Below are 14,051 nucleotides of genomic sequence, written 5' to 3' on the forward strand. Positions count from 1 at the left end.
GGATGGTGCGGGCATGGTATCGCGCGATGTGAGACCGGTCAGGTCGACTTGCGGATGTCTGGGGCGCCGAGACGAACCGCGTCGGCCGTTCGGTCGTCGGGTTGGCGTTGTGAGTCTCGCTCGGCCTCGACCCGGGCGAGGTAGTAGGTCACCTCCCGCCGGCGGGTTTGCTCGTCCCAACCGAGTAGAGGTCCGATGAGTCGGGCGGCTTCTTCGGCGACATCGGTTCCACGGTCAGCGGTCTCGACAGAGATCCTGGTCCTTCGCGTGAGGACGTCGTCGAGATGCAGTGCGCCCTCGTGGGAGGCCGCGTAGACGATCTCGGCTCTCAGGTATCCGCCGGAGAGTGTGCGCCCCAGCGTCGGGTCGGCGTCGATCAGCCCGAAGATGTCCTCGATCATCGAGCCGTACCGGTGCAGGAGGTGTTCGACGGTCTCGAGGGAAAGGGATCGTCTCACGGCGATCTGCTCCCTTCGGTCCCACAGGTCCCGATACCCCTCGGCTCCTGCGAGAGCGAGGTCGTGTGTTGCGGATGGTGGCGTGTCCGAACCGAGGCTCTTCACGGTGGCGTCGACGGCATCCTTGGCCATGACCCGATAGGTCGTGTACTTGCCGCCTGCGACGGTGATGAGACCGGGGACGACCTCGGTAACCGCGTGCTCCCGGGTCAGCTTGGACGTCGAATCAGATTCGCCGTACAGCAGCGGTCGTAGGCCGGCGAAGACGCCTGCGACATCATCGTGACCGAGGGGCGGGTCGATGACCTTGTTGATGTGCTTGAGCAGGTACTCGATGTCCGTACTCGAAGCGGCGGGATGGGCGAGGTCCAGATCCCAATCGGTATCCGTCGTACCGATGATCCAGTGACGATCCCAGGGTATGACGAACAGGACGCTCTTCTCGGTCTTGGTGATCAGGCCTGTGTCTCCACGGATACGGTCTCTGGGTACGACCAGGTGGATGCCTTTGGAGGCGCGTACGTGGATCGCACCGCGACCCGCGAAGTCCTGGATCTTGTCGGTCCAGACGCCGGTGGCGTTGATGACGGTTCGGGCATTGATCGTGAAGGTCTCTCCACATTCGAGACAGCGGGTCTCCACTCCGGTGACCCGGTCACCGTCCCTGCGGAGTCCGGTGGCGATCATGCTGGGTGCGATGGCGGCACCGAGTCCTGCGGCGGTGCGGGCAACGGTCAGGACAAAGCGGGCGTCGTCCTCTTGAGCGTCCCAGTAGCGGATCGCGCCGACGAGGCCGTCTTTGCGTAGAGAGGGAAACAGCTCGATCGCACGTCTTCGGGAGAGTTGCCTGTGCCATGGGAGTGGGTTGACGCCTGCTCTGGCGAACAGGTCGTACATCGTGACTCCGGCTCCCACGTAGAGCCGCTCCCAGACACGATGGGTGAGTGGGTAGAGGAATGAGACCGGTCGGACCAGGTGTGGGGCGATGCGGTCCAGCAGGAGGCCACGCTCGTGCAGCGCTTCCCACACGAGACGAAAGTTGAGTTGTTCGAGGTAGCGGAGCCCTCCGTGGATGAGCTTGCTGGATCGGCTCGATGTTCCGGAAGCAAGGTCACGCTGTTCGATGAGGCCGACCGAGAGGCCACGTGATGCGGCGTCGAGCGCGGCGCCCGTCCCTGTGATCCCACCGCCGATGACCAGTACGTCGAATGTCTCGCTCCGTAGCCGATCGATGTCCCTGCGGCGCTGCATCGGACTGAGGGCGGATGTCATGGTCGAAGACTAGATGTGTTGTTCTTGGAGGTTGCCGACTGCTCGAAGTGACCCTCCCGGCTTCGCCGGCCACTTTCCCGGTCGTTTGCTCCCCCAGGAGACCCCCAGGGCCGACGCTCGGGGAGGTGCCCTCGAGGTTCGGGCTGAGGGCGGAGGGGGTGCTTGGGACGTGACCTCCTTGGGAACGGAGAAGGTTTTGGGAGGTGTTCCTCGGCGAGATGAAGGGGCGGGTTCTTTGGCCGGGTAGCCTAGGTTTGTGGTGTCGAGGGCGGAGGCAGTGCATGGAGGACCGAACGTTCATGATTCTTGGGGGGGCCGGTCTGGTCGGCTTTCAGGTGGCGCACCGTGTTGCAACCGACCTGCGTCCGGACCGGATCGTGCTCGTCTCGCTCTACGAAGAGGGAGTCGAGCAGGCCGTCGCCGACCTGCGTGCCCTGTTTCCAGAGGGTGAGACCGAATTCGTCGGCGAGTGGGGCGACATCTTTGCCCGGGAAGCGTTTGCTCAGCGCTCTCGGGGCGATCTGCTCGAAGATGAAGATGCCCGGGAGGGCATCTTCGCTGATCTTCTGGGTCCCGTCGACGAGGCGTTCGAACGTTCCCGGTTGGCTCATCTGATCGATGGGCATCGTCCCGACGTGATCGTCGATGCGATCAACACGGCGACCGCCATCAGCTATCAGGACGTGTATACGTCGGCCCGATGCGCCAAGCGAAGCGTGGATCGACTCCAGGAGGACCCTTCGTACCCGGGCGATGAAGTCGCTCACGATGTCGAGACGCTGATTCTCTCCCAGGCGGTTCCCCAGTTGATCCGCCATGTGATGATTCTGGACAGGGCGATGCGAAAGGCTGGGACACGCCTCTATCTCAAGATCGGCACGACGGGAACCGGTGGAATGGGATTGAACGTCCCCTACACGCATTCGGAAGACCGCCCTTCCGCGAAGCTGATGACCAAGGCGTCCGTTGCATTTGCCCATACCGGCCTGCTGTTCCTCATGGCTCGAACGGCCGGTGGGCCGATCGTCAAGGAGGTCAAACCTGCGGCAATGATCGGGTACGCGGACATTGACCACCGAACGATCTATGAGCGGGGTGAGCCCGTGCGTCGGTACGGCGCGCGTGTCGAGACACGCACCTTGCCCTGCGGGTGAGTCCCGACGAGTTCGAACGGGGGCCCGATCTGCAGCTTCCCGTGGTGGGCACAGGGGAGAACGGCGTGTTCACGAAGGGTGAATTCGAGGCGATCACCGCGCTGCGGCAGATGGAGTTCGTAACTCCAGAGGAGATTGCACAGATCTGCCTGCAAGAGATCGTCGGCGACAACACGGGCCACGATGTCATCGCGGCGATGGACGCCTCGGTCGTGGATCCGAGTTATCGGGCCGGTGTGCTGCGTGAGGACGCTCTCGTGAAACTGCGCAAGCTCGAAGAGGAGACCGGCACGCACAGCGTCGCGCTCGGCCAGCTCGGTCCGCCGGAGCTCTCCAAGTTGCTGTGGGAGGCCGAACTCCTGAAGCTCACCTATCGGACGTTGCCCGCCGTCCTGGCGGCGACAGCGGCGGAGATCGCGACAGCGGCGACGAGTCTGCTTGTGGAGCATCCCGACTTGCGAGACACGATCACTTCGCTCGGGCTGCCCATCATCACCAAGGACGGGAGCTCGTTGATCAGAGGTCCGCGTATCAGGATCCCAGAAGTCTCCGGTGAGACGGTCATCTCGCTGTCTCCCGAGGCGGTTGACCGCTGGGCCGCCAAAGGATGGGTCGATCTGAGACCGAAGAACTTCGCCGAGTGGCAGCGGAGGTTCCAGGCGATGCGGGACGCGCGTAGTGGAAGGGCACAGCGCGGGTCCGCCGGTGTTGTGCAAACTGCCTATGCGACCGAGAACATCACGATCGGCGCCGTCGTCGCCTGGGTGCTGACCAACGAGCTGGGCGGATTCAGGACGAAGTAGCCGAACGAGAGAGTGGGCCTCGGGGAGACCCACTCTCTCGGATGGTGGGCCGGCGTGTCAGCTGTTATTCGAGGACGAGCCGTCGCTGCGCTCATCCTCGCTGTCGTTGTTCTTGATCTCGGTCTTCGTCTGGAGTTGACCGTGGTCGAGTTCGGCTTCGAATTCGACGTTCTCGGACCCGTTGGTGAACTCGATCTTGATCTGATCGGCCTCGGTGCGAGTCTCGGTGATCTCCCATCCTGCGTTCGGGGTGGCATCCAGCAGTTCGAGACTTCCGCCCGAAACCTTGATCTGCACAGAACCGGCGGTACCGACGGTGTACGTCTTGGTCATGTCCACGGCCGGGGTCGTGTCCGTTGAGCCCTCGGTGGAGGAGTTCTCGGTGGAGGGGTGGTCGCTCGTTGAGTCCTCGGTGGAGGAGTTCTCGGTGGAGGGGTGGTCGCTTTCCCGAGTTTGATCGTCGTTGGCCACATCGTCGGCAGTCTCACGGGAGACCTTGACGTTGAGCGTTCCGTTCTCGAGCTCGGCCTCGAACTCGACTTCGAGAGATCCGTTCCGGAACTTCACATCGATGCCGTGTGGCTCAGTGCGCGTGCTCGAGACCTCGAAGCCGTCGTTAGGTGTTGCCGAGACCAGTTCGAGTCCTGTGTCACCGACCGCGATTTCGACCGTTCCGGCTTCGTCGACGGGGAAGATTCCGCCGGTGGGAGCCACCTGGCTCGGCTGGGGATCCGCACTCTCGAGGGAGTCGTCGGTGGAGTTGTCCGAACTCGACGACGTGGCCGTGGCCGAGCCGTCACCGGCTACGGACGATGTTGTTTCCTGAGAGTTGTCGTCGGCGGCTTCGGCCGTCGTTGACGTCGAGCCGTCAGCCGACGCGCTCGGGCTGTCGGTGGTGCTCACGGACGTTGCGGTGTCATTGGTGGATGCCGGTGCGGTTGCTGCGTAGGCAAGGCCTGCGATCAGCAGCACGGCGAGTGCGATCGATGAGATCACGGATACTCGCTTCAACATGCTTGTCCTCCTGGGATTGCTGGGTTGCATGAGGGCATGATCCTCGAGGCAACGCTATGGGGTCCTCTCGGGAGGGTTAGAGGTTGGATAAGGATCCAAAGGCCGGGCCGACAGTCGCGACCAACGTGAGCAGATCATGCTGTCCGCCGACCCCGTCATTCACGACGAGGGGCAGCGATGTATCGAGCGGGTTGTTGGGGCGGTTGTCGTCGACGCCGGGCCGTGGCGTCGACGGTTGGGAGGTTCGTATGTTGCTGTGGCGTTCCCCGGCCGCAAACACCCGGCGAGGGTGTCTCCGAGGGCGTCGGCTTTCACGATCACGTTACGGGTGTCGGCGGCATGCATCGTGCCAATGCCCTCCTGTTCCGGAAACCGTTCTCTTCGCAACCTCGTGTCCCTTGCCAGAAGGACCTTTGCGCGTACCGAACTTTCCCAACAGCACGACCCCTCGATGGTGGGATCTAGCATGACCGGAAACCGATGAGAACTGTCCCAATGCTTCTATTACCGGGCGGAGGGACGCTGCCCGAGGAGTACACCATGGACCAGCACGAGAACGGCCTGCAGCAGTGGCGGTGGAAGACGACAAGCCGTCGAGAACGATGGGCGACCGCCTGGGGTGTCGGTTGGCGACTGGGGGTCGTCGGGGCGGTGCTGGCAGGTGTCGTGGCGGCGGTGCTGTTGGCGGTTACCCTGCTCGTCTCTTTTCTGCCGGCCGTCTCCATCAACGGGCTCGGCGACACAGGCACCGACGGTGGTCGGGGCTTCGGAGCCCGCCTGTTCGCGTTCCTCCAGCCGCCCGATGCTTCAGGTCCCGGTAGGCTCTCCGCGGTCGTCAGCGGTGACTGTTTCGACACCACCCTCGCCGCCGGAGGGGCTCTCGACAGCTTCGAACAGAAACCATGCACCCAGCCGCACAGTTACGAGGTGTCCGGCGTGATCTCCACGGAGACCTTCCTGGCACATGACGAATTGGCCAACGAAGGCTACTGCCTGAGCATCGCCATCAGCTATCTGGGAAGGGCCCCGAACGCAGGCGATGGTCTCGAACCCGACTGGTTCCTCATCGATGCAGCCGATCCCAACGGACTCATCTGCGTCGTCCACAGCTACTCGCCCATCGATCACGCGGTGGCAGGCCAACTCTCCTCCTGACCGGGTCCCCCTGTCACGCGTCGGTCCGTAGCAGGCCCCTTCTTCCGGCACCCCACCGGCCGGTCACCCGCGCCCGCCCGCCCCTGCCACGTCGCTGAAGGCTGCCTGACACGCGTCGGAACCCCGGACATCCGCCGTTCCGGGCGCTGTCGCACCCCGGATGGGTCAAGACCCCGCCTCCGAGACCCTCGAGGGTCGGTCGGGCAGGGTTTTCGTGTGTCCAACCAGCCGGTTTCGGCCGGCTGGTATCTCGTGGGCCCGGAGGGAATCGAACCCTCGACCTTGGGATTAAAAGTCCCCTGCTCTGCCAACTGAGCTACAGGCCCGGGACTGCAAGATAACTCACGAGAAAACACGCGAGAAAACCAGCCGTCGCAAGCGGCCCACAGGATAGGGTCCTGACGGGGGAGGCGGCGCAATCGGCGTGTGGGAGAGGCCTGGCGGTTGATCTCCGTGCCGGCTTCTCCCCGGCTTTCGGGAACGGTTGGGTTGCCGGTAGCCCAGGGTGCATGACATGCCGGTTCTGCGCTCTTGCCACGAGTGCCCATCGGCAATCCCGACGGTCAAGCGGCCAGGCTGCGGTCCAGTAAGACTCGCAGCCGCTCGGCATAGGCCTGGTCCACAGGGGCGGCAGTCGCGCGGTTGAAGCGATGGCCGAGCTCGCCCATGAAATCGAGGCAGAAGAGCGCCGCATAGAAATCGAGCGCCGCACGTTGCTCCGCGTCAGGTCGAAGCAGCTCGGTCCAGCTGTCGGCATAACAAAGGCTATGGCCGTTGGCCGACAGCGCCATGCGAACCAGACCGAGCAGGAACAGCGGGTCGCCGAAACAGAGGTCGTCCACGTCAACGATTCCACTCAGGCGCGATTCCTCGACAATGACATTCCTGGTTGTGATGTCGTGCAGGAAGGGTGTGGGAGGCAGCCTTGCGAAATAGTCTGCGAGCCTGCCGGAAGCCGCTTCGACCCGGTCGCCGGGGAGATCGCCGAAGATGCCCGCGGCGCGAATGCGCTTCCGGCTGCGTTCGATGGAGGCGGCGACAGCCTGCCCCCAATCGGCATGGGGAAAGGGCCCTTCCAGGCGCGGCGTAAACCCATAGCCCTGCCCCTGCGGCAGATCACCCACGATCGCCTGTATGCCCGCCACGCGCCGCGCCAGGCTGCGTAGCGCGTCGGGCGACAAACCGTCGATCACAAGCCCCAGGTCGCAGCCCGGCAGTCGTTCCAGGATCATGAAGGGGAAGGGGTGGCGAGTCATGGTCGTGTCGGCGTACAGAACCTCCGGCAGCGGGACACCCAGCGGCCGTAGCTTGCCCGACCAATAGAGCGCATCCAGCGCCACGCCGACAGCCGTGCTCCTCGAGATCCGGACAACGACGCTGCCGCCTTGTGTCGATACGGCCTCAAAGACGAAGTGTCGGGCGCCGGTTGGGAAGCGTGCGACGCTGATGTCGCCATCGGGAAACACTTCCCTGGCCATGGCGGTCGCAGCGGCCTCATCGGGGTCTGTTGGCGAAGCGCTGATGACATCCTCTCCAGAACTCGTGTCGACGATGACACGCCAATGGGTTGCAGCCTAGGTCGCCCCCCGGTGGGACCGTGGTCGGCTGACACGGTGTGGGGCCTGCACGGTGATACGGGATCCGCCAGACGCGAATCCTCCTCGAACCCGACCAGAATCGCGAATCGACGCGCCGGTGAACAACCGCGAGAGAACCACCGTCGGCGACCAGCCGACCGATCTACGGATCGGCCGGCTCCGACTCACGCTCCTAGCGGCGGAGAGTTTCGACTGCGCCTTGGAGCCGACTGCCGTATTCGGGATCGGCGTTGCGGAAGTGTGACACCGCCCTCTCGACGATCTCGTCCTTGGAGACCTGCGAAAGGCTCCCTGCGATCGAATCGATGAGACGCTGTTGCGCGGCGGCGTCCATCAGGCGATACAGGGCTCCGGCCTGCTCGAAGTCGTCGGACTCGCGGTCATCCCACTCGTAGGTACCGGTCACGCCGCCTACGTCGATGCCTGCGTAGTGCGCCTCATCGCTTTGGATCGGGCCGTCGAAGCTGTTCGGCTCGTAGTTCTTCTGGCGGCCGGCGTTGTCGTCGAACCGCATGAACCCGTCCCGGCCGTAGTTGTCGGCGGTGGCGGCGTGAGGGCTGTTCACCGGGAGCCGGGTGTGGTTGACACCGAGGCGGTACCGGTGTGCGTCGCCGTAGGCGAACAGCCGACCTTGCAGCATCTTGTCGGGTGAAGGCCCGATACCGGGAACGAAGTTTCCCGGGTTGAATCCGCTCTGCTCCACCTGCGCAAAGTAGTTGTCCGGGTTGCGGTCGAGCACGAGCTTGCCCACCTCGATCAGCGGGTAGTCGGCGTGCAGCCACACTTTCGTCACGTCGAACGGGTTGACCCCGTATGTCTCGGCGTCCTCGAACGGCATGATCTGCACGTTGAGGGTCCAGGACGGGAAGTCACCATCGTCGATCGAGGTGATCAGGTCGGTGGTGTGCGATTCGGGGTTCTCTCCCGCCACCTGGGTTGCTTCGTCGTCGGTGAGGCATGCGATGCCCTGATCCGTCTTGAAGTGGTACTTGACCCACACGCCGTCCCCCGCTGCGTTCACCCACTGGAACGTGTGCGATCCGTACCCGTTCATGTGACGGTATGAAGCGGGGATCCCGCGATCGCCGAACAGCCAGGTGAACATGTGGGTCGCCTCGGGCGACAACCCGAAGAAATCCCAGACGTTGTCCGGCTCCTGCTTGTTCGTATAGGGATCGGCCTTCTGGGAGTGGATGAAGTCGGGAAACTTCAGAGCATCGTGGAGGAAGAAGATCGGCGTGTTGTTGCCGACGAGGTCGTAGTTGCCGTCCTTGGTGTAGAACTTGACGGCGAACCCTCGCGGGTCACGAACGGCCTCAGGCGCGCCGCGACCGCCGGCCACCGTGGAGAACCGGACGAGCACCTCCGTCTTCTTCCCGACCTCGGAAAGGAAATCGGCACGGGTCCATTGCGTGACATCCTGTGTGACCTCGAAGTGGCCGAACGCTCCCGAGCCGCGAGCGTGGACGACACGCTCGGGAATCCGCTCCCGATTGAAGCGGGCGAGCTTCTCGATCAGATGGTGGTCCTGTATCAGTACCGGACCGTCCGGCCCGGCGGTCTGAGAGTTCTGGTTGTCGGCGACCGGTGCGCCGGATTCTGTCGTGAGACGGCGAGGGGTCATGTGGATCTCCCTTTCTGGTTCGGACATCGGCTCGAGAGAATCGAAGCTTCGTCACCCCGGCAGGCCATCGGCCATGTCGCTGGAGCATCGACTTCACACACTAGGACGCTGTTGATCTAATGCCCGTGGCGGTCGCGATCATGAGCGTCTCGTGTCGGATTGCGCCACATACGGCAAGAGTTTGCTGCGAATCGTGAGTTGTCGGATGCGGCGGCGTCGTGTCGCCGGTGTGCGTTCTCGACCGATCGGATCGCTCAGGATTGCGTCTCGGAGTTGTGTCCACGGACGTCGTGTCAGCGGCCCGTTGAGGGTGCGTCCTTTGGGTGATCACCGCACTGGTCCCACAGGGGCGCGTAACCGGCCGTGTGAGGTCTGTGGTGACCAACGACAGGGTGGCCTGTGGGTGAAGAGCGAGCAGTTCGAGAGTGGCGGGAATGATGTGTTGCGCGAGATGGTGCGCAGTTTCGCCGGGGGCTTGATGTCAGTCGAGGCCAATGCGGTGTGTGACGCGCCTCATGCCTTCCAGGTTGTACACGGTGTTCTCTCAGGGCAAGGAATGCGCCGGTGTGTGAGAAGATGTCCCCGGTAAAGCAGCCGCCAGGGCTTCCGTCCGGCAGCGACGACACGGTGGGTCGGAGGGCAGTTCGAGGCGAGCGCCATCGCCGTCACCAGGAGTCTGGATCCCACATTTCTGGCACCTTGGCCGGCAACGTTCGTGGTGTCGAGAGACTACTCGGGTTGTCGTTGACGAAGATGTCAAGGGTCACCGAGCCGGCCTCGTCTCTTCGCTCGACTGCCTGCCGCCGGGACGATCGCCTATCAGCGTGGCGGGTTTTGCGATCCCCGACGCACCCGACGGACCGCATCGCGATCTTTCCGGAGCGTTTCCTCGCTGGTATCCTGAATTCGAGGTGATGAGGCCCGCCTAGATGCCGCGCAGCGGCTGATGGCTTCTAACGGACGACTGTTTGGAAGCTGATGGCGAGCGATAACCACCTCGGACCCGATTCGATATCCCTGATAGCTGCTGCACCGGGTCGGCGCGTCGTCGTGGCGGCGAAGCCTTGCACCTGGTTGTGCGACGGAGATCTTCGGTCGCCCGTCGACGTTGCTCTCATCCCTTCGGCATCTCTCGAGAAGGACGGTTCGCCAGGTGCAGTTTCATAGCATTCTCTTTGAGCAGCCTGCGGACCGTGTCGACGGCGATGCGCAAGATGTGCCCTCGTCCTTCCGAGACTTGAACCTCGATCAGGTCCTGGAGTCGATGGTCGAGGGTCGGGAGGAGTATCGCCTGGAAGCGTTCTTCTACTCGCCGCTGACCGCCGCCGAGCCTGTGCTCTATCGGCACGAAACTCTGCAGGATCTCGAGAAGAAAGAGATCCTCGACTCCGTTACAGACTTCTCCGAGAGCATGCGGAGGGTGCGAGCCCATCTGGGTCGGGCTGCAAAGCTGCGCCACAAGTACGAGACGGAGCGCTGGTTTCTGGACGCGGCCGAAACGTATCTGGCCGCCGTGAACACCTTGAAAGAGAAACTCGCGCTCTGCGAGCTCGGCTCCCGCGCCTTGATGGGGCTCCACGAGTATCTGGAAGCCTATGTCCTTTCGCCTTACTTTTCGTCGTTCGCAGCCGAGACGCAGAAGGTGAAGGACGAGCTCGCTTCGGTCGTGTACCGCGTCCATATCAGGGGGAGTCGCGTCGAAGTCAGTCCCTACGGCGGCGAGCCGGATTACACACCCGAGGTGGAGCAGACATTCGCGAAATTCCGGCAGGGCGATGTCGAGGACTACACGGTCAGATTTGTGGACAGGGCCGGGATGAACCACATCGAAGCGCAGATCCTCGACCTGGTCGCCCGGCTGAATCCAGCTGTTTTCGGGGCTCTCGACGACTACTGCGTTCGCCATGAAACGTTCCTGGACGACACGATCGTTCGATTCGAGCGAGAGGTCCAGTTCTACGTGGCGTATCTGGAGTTCATCGAGCGCTTCAAGGCGGCGGGATTGCCTTTCTGCTATCCGCAGGTGTCTTCCCGATCGAAAGATATCAGCGTCCGTGGGGCGTTCGATGTGGCACTGGCCAACACGCTCGTGCCTGGTGAGCGGGTGGTGTGCAACGACTTTCACCTCGAGGGGACCGAGCGAATCTTGGTGGTAACCGGGGCCAACCAGGGCGGCAAGACGACATTCGCCCGAATGTTCGGCCAGTTGCACTATCTGGCGAGTCTGGGTTACCCCGTACCGGGTAGTGAGGCGCGTCTCTTCTTGCCGGACCAGATCTTGACGCACTTCGAGCGGGAGGAGGATATCGAGACCTTGCAGGGGAGGCTGGAGAGCGACCTCGTGAGGATTCGTGACATTCTTCAACGAGCCACGAGCAGCAGCGTCGTGATCATGAACGAGTTGTTCAGTTCCACCACCGTGAAGGATGCGCTGGTCCTTATTGCGGCAGTGATGAGCCAGATCATGGAACTCGGCGTCCTGGGCGTGTGTGTCACGTTCTTGGACGAGATCGCTTCTCTCGGCGAGAGCACGGTCAGCATGGTGAGCATGGTGGATGCCGAGGATCCGTCGGTGCGCACGTACAAAGTTGTCAGACGGCCTGCCGATGGACGCGCCTACGCCGTGGCGCTTGCCGCGAAGTACGGGCTGACCTACCCGCAGCTGAGAGGGCACGTGACATCGTGAAGGTCTACCTCATGCACAGGGATCAAGACTTCGACGCGCAAGCGGAGTTTCCGTCGAACGCGGAGGACCTGTCGCAAGATCTCGGGTTGGACACGCTGTTCGATGCCATGGCCGGCGACGACTCTTTTGTGCTCGGTATTGTGAAGAGGGCCATCTTGTCGAGCCTCGTCGATCCGGATGCGATTGTCTACCGGCAGGACGTCCTGAGAGATTGTCTGAACCATCCCTCGGTCGTGAGGGAGCTTTACGACGTCGCCGTGGGCGTGATCGAGGCCGAGAGGAAGGTCTTTTGGGGTCTGTCCAGGGATTCGCCCGAGAGGATTCTTGCGAGATCTCTGCGCGTGCTCCAGGTCCTCACCAGTTCGCTCAAGAGACTGAGAGAGATTGCGGATCAGCACGGGGAAGAGTTCCGGTCCGAAGGTTTTGTGCGGTTCTTCGGGATGCTCGAGGCCGAGTTGACGGACGAGTACCTGAACACCGTCGATTTTCATCTGCGCGAGCTGACGTTTCCACGCGGCGTTCTGATCAGCGCCAAACTCGGCCAGGGAAACGTGGGTACTCACTACGTGCTCCGACAACCGTCGAAACAGAGTTGGACCGAGTGGCTCTTCGGTGGACACAACCGCTCCAAGTTCAGTTTCGTCATTCCTGAGAGAGACGACAACGGCTTCAAAGCTCTGGCGGAGCTGACGAACAAGGGGATCAATCGTGTCGCCGGCGCGGTTGCACAGTCGGCAGATCACGTCCACAGCTTTGTTGCCGTGTTGCGTGACGAACTGGCTTTCTACATCGGTTGTCTCAACCTGCACGAGGAGCTCTCCAAGAAGGAGGAGCCAACGTGTTTTCCGGTTCCCGTACGCTCGGAGGAGGTCGCGTTCACCACTCGGGGCCTGTACGACATTTGTCTGGCGCTGAATGTGGAAGCGAGAGTGATTGGCAACGATGTGAACGGGGACGGTGAGTCGCTCGTGATGATCACCGGCGCCAATCAAGGCGGGAAATCGACGTTCTTGAGGAGTGCAGGTCTCGCGCAGCTGATGATGGGTTGCGGCATGTTCGCCCCTGCGGAGCAACTTCGTATCAGCGTCTCTGCCGGCGTCTTCACGCACTTCGAACGGGAAGAGGATCCGACCATGAGGAGAGGCAAGCTCGAGGAAGAGCTCGAAAGGATGGAGAAGATCGCCGAGGCGATCACGCCAAGCAGCCTCTTGTTGTGCAATGAGTCGTTCGCCTCGACAAACGAGAGGGAAGGCTCGGAGATCGCGCGCCAGATCGTACGTGCCCTGTTGGAAAGGGGCGTCAGGATCTTCTTCGTGACCCACATGTTCGACTTGGCGGAGGGTTTCCAACGCCTCGAGGCCGACACCGCCTTGTTCCTCCGCGCCGAGAGAATGCAGGATGGTCGGCGAACCTTCAGGATGATCGAAGGTGAGCCCCTACCGACGAGCTACGGCGAAGACCTGTATCGGCGCATCTTCGGCACGTCTCCGAGTGCCGCCGGGGGGTAGGTCAGGTCAGGGTGCCGCGACCAAGGGAACCGTGCACCCTCGAGAAACAGGCGGCACAGGAACAATGCAGACTGTACATAGATGTCAATTACATATATACTCTACATGTAATGCGACGTGGACCTCATCATGGACATCCGGGGCATGGTCACGGACCGGGCCCTCGGGGTGGCAGGCTTCTCGATGCGGGGCTGCTCCTGCTCATATCGAGAGGCACGTCCCACGGGTACCCGCTGATCGAGGCGATCAGGGAGGATCTCGGTCTCGACGTTCCCGATGTTGGGGCCGTCTACAGAGCATTACGCCGCCAGGAATCCCAAGGGCTGCTCACCTCGACTTGGGAGACGGGTGCGACGCGACCCAGGCGCGTGTACACGATCACACCGGCAGGTCGAGAGGTTCTCGAGATCTGGATGCAGGGTGTAGAGGAGATGCGTGAGGCCTTGGAGCGACTTCTCCAGGCCTGGAAAGGAGACAAGCAATGAGATATCGAAGGATGAGACGCTTCGGCGGTCCCCGCATGTGTTGCGCGTACGGTCCCGGGATGGGATACGGGCGCTCCATGGCCTTCGGCTCCGGTCCCCACGGTCACCGGCACGGCGATTGTCGCGGCGGGTGGGGGTACGGCCCGTGGGTCGAAGATGACCCCGAAGTCCAGGAAGAAGACATGCGGACCTACGTGGCCGACCTCGAGGCCGTCGTCAAAGGGCTCCAGGACGAGATTCGAGACCTGAAGTCCAGGGTCTGATCGTATCGATGCGTGACGGCCGGGTCGCCGA

General features: G+C 62.7%; 9 protein-coding genes, 1 tRNA gene and 1 pseudogene. 6 read left to right on the forward strand and 5 right to left on the reverse strand.

Features of this window, described 5'->3' with window-relative positions; genetic code table 11:
• Window positions 1–38: 38 nt before the first annotated feature.
• Window positions 39–1,730 (reverse strand): glycerol-3-phosphate dehydrogenase/oxidase, encoded by a 1,692-nt coding sequence (locus GXP34_09375; GenBank protein ID NOY56183.1) that lies wholly within the window; start codon window positions 1,728–1,730, stop codon window positions 39–41.
• A 281-nt stretch (window positions 1,731–2,011) separates the two neighbouring features.
• On the opposite strand from GXP34_09375, the pseudogene GXP34_09380 reads away from it, so the two are divergent.
• Window positions 2,012–3,687 (forward strand): annotated as a pseudogene (locus tag GXP34_09380) (hypothetical protein).
• A 57-nt stretch (window positions 3,688–3,744) separates the two neighbouring features.
• Here GXP34_09380 and GXP34_09385 read toward each other — a convergent pair.
• Window positions 3,745–4,701: a hypothetical protein gene (locus GXP34_09385; GenBank protein ID NOY56184.1), complete on the reverse strand. Its 957-nt coding sequence runs from the start codon at window positions 4,699–4,701 to the stop codon at window positions 3,745–3,747.
• A gap of 480 nt (window positions 4,702–5,181) precedes the next feature.
• On the opposite strand from GXP34_09385, the gene GXP34_09390 reads away from it, so the two are divergent.
• Window positions 5,182–5,856: a hypothetical protein gene (locus GXP34_09390; protein NOY56185.1), complete on the forward strand. Its 675-nt coding sequence runs from the start codon at window positions 5,182–5,184 to the stop codon at window positions 5,854–5,856.
• Between the two features lie 253 nt (window positions 5,857–6,109).
• Here GXP34_09390 and GXP34_09395 read toward each other — a convergent pair.
• The 3 genes from GXP34_09395 to GXP34_09405 form a co-directional block, all read right to left on the reverse strand.
• Window positions 6,110–6,182 (reverse strand) — tRNA-Lys (locus GXP34_09395).
• 237 nt (window positions 6,183–6,419) lie between these two features.
• Window positions 6,420–7,334 (reverse strand): aminoglycoside phosphotransferase family protein, encoded by a 915-nt coding sequence (locus tag GXP34_09400; protein NOY56186.1) that lies wholly within the window; start codon window positions 7,332–7,334, stop codon window positions 6,420–6,422.
• A gap of 292 nt (window positions 7,335–7,626) precedes the next feature.
• Window positions 7,627–9,078 carry a catalase gene (locus GXP34_09405; protein ID NOY56187.1) on the reverse strand — a complete coding sequence of 484 codons (1,452 nt, stop codon included), beginning with the start codon at window positions 9,076–9,078 and terminating at the stop codon, window positions 7,627–7,629.
• A gap of 1,153 nt (window positions 9,079–10,231) precedes the next feature.
• Between GXP34_09405 and GXP34_09410 the strand changes: the two genes are divergently transcribed.
• The 4 genes from GXP34_09410 to GXP34_09425 all read left to right on the forward strand — a co-directional run bounded on the left by GXP34_09410 (window position 10,232) and on the right by GXP34_09425 (window position 14,020).
• Window positions 10,232–11,764 (forward strand): DNA mismatch repair protein MutS, encoded by a 1,533-nt coding sequence (locus GXP34_09410; protein NOY56188.1) that lies wholly within the window; start codon window positions 10,232–10,234, stop codon window positions 11,762–11,764.
• Window positions 11,761–13,272, forward strand: a complete 1,512-nt coding sequence (locus GXP34_09415; GenBank protein ID NOY56189.1) for a DNA mismatch repair protein MutS — start codon at window positions 11,761–11,763, stop codon at window positions 13,270–13,272. Before GXP34_09410 ends, GXP34_09415 begins: the two co-directional genes overlap by 4 nt.
• A 110-nt stretch (window positions 13,273–13,382) precedes the next feature.
• Complete coding sequence (locus GXP34_09420; protein ID NOY56190.1) at window positions 13,383–13,757, forward strand: PadR family transcriptional regulator; 375 nt, start codon at window positions 13,383–13,385, stop codon at window positions 13,755–13,757.
• Between the two features lie 59 nt (window positions 13,758–13,816).
• Window positions 13,817–14,020, forward strand: a complete 204-nt coding sequence (locus GXP34_09425) for a hypothetical protein (GenBank protein NOY56191.1) — start codon at window positions 13,817–13,819, stop codon at window positions 14,018–14,020.
• Window positions 14,021–14,051 lie beyond the last annotated feature (31 nt).

This window comes from Actinomycetota bacterium (assembly GCA_013152275.1).
GTDB lineage: Bacteria > Actinomycetota > Acidimicrobiia > Spongiisociales > UBA4744 > BMS3Bbin01.

Bases quoted from the DNA above. Each gene is read 5' to 3' on its own strand.
- GXP34_09400 (NOY56186.1), bottom strand. From the start codon at position 7,334: ATGGCCAGGGAAGTGTTTCCCGATGGCGACATCAGCGTCGCACGCTTC.
- GXP34_09385 (NOY56184.1), bottom strand. From the start codon at position 4,701: ATGTTGAAGCGAGTATCCGTGATCTCATCGATCGCACTCGCCGTGCTG.
- GXP34_09420 (NOY56190.1), top strand. From the start codon at position 13,383: ATGCGACGTGGACCTCATCATGGACATCCGGGGCATGGTCACGGACCG.
- GXP34_09375 (NOY56183.1), bottom strand. From the start codon at position 1,730: ATGACATCCGCCCTCAGTCCGATGCAGCGCCGCAGGGACATCGATCGG.
- GXP34_09425 (NOY56191.1), top strand. From the start codon at position 13,817: ATGGGATACGGGCGCTCCATGGCCTTCGGCTCCGGTCCCCACGGTCAC.
- GXP34_09390 (NOY56185.1), top strand. From the start codon at position 5,182: ATGAGAACTGTCCCAATGCTTCTATTACCGGGCGGAGGGACGCTGCCC.
- GXP34_09405 (NOY56187.1), bottom strand. From the start codon at position 9,078: ATGACCCCTCGCCGTCTCACGACAGAATCCGGCGCACCGGTCGCCGAC.